Source organism: Neisseria sp. P0021.S005, from assembly GCF_051956955.1.
Genome location: NZ_JBQCWY010000263.1, coordinates 1 through 3,987 on the forward strand (window position 1 = coordinate 1; position 3,987 = coordinate 3,987).

Sequence of the window (3,987 nt, forward strand, 5' to 3'; positions counted from 1 at the left end):
TTTCCAAAATGCTTGACCGGCCGATTGCGCGCGATGGTCGGAAGTTTGATGTTTCTCTCTTGTGGATGGTCGTCTTAATGACGGTCTTCAGCCTGATTATGATTTATTCGGCTTCTATTGCGTATGCGGCATCGGAAGGGGGCAGCCAGTTTTCTTTTGTGTCTAAGCAGGCAATGTTTATCCTGTTTACGGTGGCCATATGCTTGCCGCTTTTCCTGCTGAAGATGAGTTTCTGGCGGCGGATTATTCCGTTTTATTTTGCTGTTTCGGGTTTGCTGTTGTTGCTGGTTTTGTTTGTCGGCCGCGAAATTAACGGCGCGACGCGCTGGATTCATATCGGGCCGCTCAACTTGCAACCGACCGAATTTTTCAAATTGGCGACGGTCTTGTATTTGTCCAGCCTGTTTACGCGTCGTGAAGAAATGTTGCGTGATTTGGATTCTTTGGGTTGGTCGTCTTTGTTTACCGGTATTGGCGATTTGGTGTGCAGCCCTTTTAAAAGTGAAGCTTGGGTAAGGGTAAAGGAACGCTTCCGCAAGTTTAAGACCTTGATTCTGCCGATTATGTTGGTGGCGGTCGGTTTGGTTTTGATTATGGGTCAGCCGGACTTTGGCTCGTTTGTCGTGATTGTCGTGATTACCATGGGTATGCTGTTTTTGGCAGGCTTTCCGTGGAAGTATTTTGCCGTATTGGTGGCGACCGTTGTGAGCGGTATGGGCTTGTTGATTTTGGCTGCGCCTTACCGTATGGCGCGTGTGGCAGCGTTTTTGGACCCTTGGAGCGATCCTTTGGGTAAAGGCTATCAGCTGACGCATTCCTTGATGGCGATTGCGCGCGGGGGCTGGTTTGGTGAGGGCTTGGGTGCGAGTTTGGAAAAACGTTTCTACCTGCCTGAAGCGCATACGGACTTTATTTTTGCCGTCATCGGCGAGGAATTCGGCTTTTTCGGGATGCTGGTTTTGGTGTTCTGCTACGGCTGGCTGGTGTGGCGTGCGTTTTCCATCGGCAAGCAGGCGCGTGATTCGGGCTTGATGTTCAGCGCGTACATTGCCAACGGCATCGGTATTTGGATTGGTATTCAAAGTTTCTTCAATATCGGTGTAAACATCGGTATCCTGCCTACTAAAGGCCTGACTTTGCCGTTTATGTCTTACGGTGGTTCGGCTGTCTTTATCATGCTGGTGTGCATTACTTTGTTATTGCGCATTGATTATGAAAACCGCCAAAAAATGCGCGGTTATTCGGTGGAGTAAAACCATGAGCGGTAAAACTTTTATGCTGATGGCCGGCGGTACGGGCGGTCATATTTTCCCTGCATTGGCGGTTGCCGAGTCGCTGCAAAAGCGCGGCCATCATGTGATTTGGCTGGGCAGTCAGGATTCGATGGAAGAGCGTATCGTGCCGCAATACGGCATACGCTTGGAAACGCTGGCCATTAAAGGAATCCGTGGCAACGGCATCAAGCGCAAGCTGATGTTGCCGTTTACGCTGTATAAAACTGTCCGTGCGGCGCAGCAGATTATTAAGAAACACCGTGTCGAGTGTGTGATCGGTTTTGGTGGTTTTGTTACTTTCCCCGGTGGCTTGGCGGCAAAAATTTCCGGTGTGCCGATTGTGATTCATGAGCAAAACGCCGTAGCCGGTTTGTCCAACCGCCAACTGTCGTGTTGGGCAAAACGTGTTCTGTATGCTTTCCCGAAAGCCTTTCAACATGAAGGCGGATTGGTGGGTAACCCTGTCCGTGCCGATATTGCGGCATTGCCTGTTCCTGAAGAACGCTTTGCAAACCGCCAGGGCCGTCTGAAAGTTTTGGTGGTGGGTGGCAGTTTAGGGGCAGATGTGTTGAACAAAACCGTTCCGCAGGCTTTGGCATTGTTGCCTGAGGCTGCCCGTCCGCAAATGTATCATCAGTCCGGCCGCAATAAATTGGGTAACTTGCAGGCGGATTACGATGCGTTGGGTGTGCAAGCCGAGTGCGTCGAATTTATTACCGATATGGTGTCTGCCTACCGAGATGCCGATTTGGTGATTTGTCGTGCCGGCGCGCTGACGATTGCCGAACTGACGGCTGCCGGTTTGGGTGCGTTGCTGGTGCCGTATCCGCATGCAGTGGACGACCATCAAACAGCCAATGCGCGTTTTATGGTGCAGGCCGAAGCTGGTTTGCTGCTGCCGCAAACTCAACTGACGGCAGAAAAATTGGCCGAAATCCTCGGCGGTTTGAACCGTGAAAAATGCCTGAAATGGGCGAAAAATGCCCGTACGCTGGCGTTGCCGCACAGTGCGGACGATGTGGCGGAAATTGCCATATCCTGTACTGAGTAAGCAGGCAGACTTCGATTAAAGGCCGTCTGAAAGTTGATTAACGGCATTTCAGACGGCCTTCATTGCCTTTGTTAAAATTCCTTTACAATAAAAGCATAGCGCAGAAGCGGATAGCCCTTTAAAATAACGCCTTTACGCACTAAAAACCAACCGGAACGCAACGTTATGATGAAAAATCGAGTGACCAACATCCATTTTGTCGGAATCGGCGGCGTCGGCATGAGCGGTATTGCCGAAGTTTTACACAATTTGGGCTTTAAAGTTTCCGGTTCGGATCAGGCGCGTAATGCCGTTACTGAGCATTTGAGCGCTCTCGGCATCCAAGTTTACCCCGGCCATACTGCCGAACACGTCAATGGTGCCGATGTGGTTGTTACTTCTACTGCCGTCAAAAAAGACAATCCTGAAGTTGTTGCCGCGTTGGAACAGCAGATTCCCGTGATTCCGCGCGCGCTGATGTTGGCAGAACTGATGCGCTTCCGCGATGGTATCGCCATTGCCGGTACGCACGGCAAAACCACGACAACCAGCCTGACCGCTTCTATTCTCGGTGCGGCAGGACTTGATCCTACTTTTGTTATCGGTGGCAAGCTCAATGCCGCAGGTACCAACGCCCGTTTGGGTAAAGGCGAATACATCGTCGCAGAAGCCGACGAATCTGATGCCTCTTTCCTGTACCTGACCCCGATTATGTCCGTTGTGACCAATATCGACGAAGACCACATGGACACTTACGGCCACAGTGTTGAGAAACTGCATCAGGCGTTTGTCGATTTTATCCACCGTATGCCGTTTTACGGCAAAGCATTTTTGTGCATCGACAGCGAACATGTCCGCGCGATTTTGCCAAAAGTGAGCAAGCCTTACGCTACTTATGGCTTGGACGATACTGCCGATATCTACGCAACCGATATTGAAAACATCGGCGCTCAAATGAAATTTACCGTTCATGTTCAAATGAAAGGACATGAGCAAGAGCCGTTTGAAGTTGTTTTGAATATGCCCGGTCGCCACAACGTCCTCAATGCGTTGGCGGCTATTGGTGTTGCGCTGGAAGTTGGCGCATCGGTTGAAGCCATCCAAAAAGGCTTGCTCGGCTTTGAAGGCGTCGGCCGCCGCTTCCAAAAATATGGCGACATCAAATTGCCAAACGGCGGAACCGTTTTGCTGGTGGACGATTATGGCCACCATCCTGTCGAAATGGCGGCAACCCTTTCTGCTGCACGCGGCGCATACCCTGAAAAACGCTTGGTCTTGGCTTTCCAACCGCACCGCTATACCCGTACACGCGATTTGTTTGAAGACTTTACTAAAGTCCTCAATACCGTTGATGCGCTGGTGTTGACCGAAGTTTATGCCGCAGGTGAAGAGCCGATTGCCGCAGCCGATTCCCGCGCCTTGGCGCGCGCCATCCGCGTATTGGGCAAACTTGAGCCTATTTACTGCGAAAACGTTGCCGACCTGCCGCAAATGCTGCTGAATGTTTTGCAAGACGGCGATGTTGTTCTGAATATGGGTGCCGGCAGCATCAACCGCGTTCCGTCTGCATTGGTGGAATTGTCGAAACAATCATAATAAACAGGCATATTGGCCTTTGAGGACAGATAGGTCGTCTGAATAATATTCAGACGGCCTGTATCAGTATTTAAGAAAGTGGAAAGT

3 protein-coding genes are annotated in these 3,987 nt (G+C 50.8%); all 3 read left to right on the top strand.

What is annotated here, in order from left to right; translation table 11 throughout:
- Positions 1-1,253 (top strand): FtsW/RodA/SpoVE family cell cycle protein (locus ACTHUE_RS12315; protein ID WP_440423586.1); only part of this gene is annotated, 1,253 nt, incomplete at its 5' end.
- A gap of 4 nt (positions 1,254-1,257) precedes the next feature.
- Positions 1,258-2,325: an undecaprenyldiphospho-muramoylpentapeptide beta-N-acetylglucosaminyltransferase gene (murG, locus tag ACTHUE_RS12320; RefSeq protein ID WP_440403057.1), complete on the top strand. Its 1,068-nt coding sequence runs from the start codon at positions 1,258-1,260 to the stop codon at positions 2,323-2,325.
- 165 nt (positions 2,326-2,490) lie between these two features.
- Positions 2,491-3,900: a UDP-N-acetylmuramate--L-alanine ligase gene (gene murC / locus ACTHUE_RS12325; protein WP_440423588.1), complete on the top strand. Its 1,410-nt coding sequence runs from the start codon at positions 2,491-2,493 to the stop codon at positions 3,898-3,900.
- Positions 3,901-3,987 lie beyond the last annotated feature (87 nt).

Coding starts and splice junctions, on each gene's coding strand:
- murC (WP_440423588.1), top strand. CDS start 2,491: ATGATGAAAAATCGAGTGACCAACATCCATTTTGTCGGAATCGGCGGC.
- murG (WP_440403057.1), top strand. CDS start 1,258: ATGAGCGGTAAAACTTTTATGCTGATGGCCGGCGGTACGGGCGGTCAT.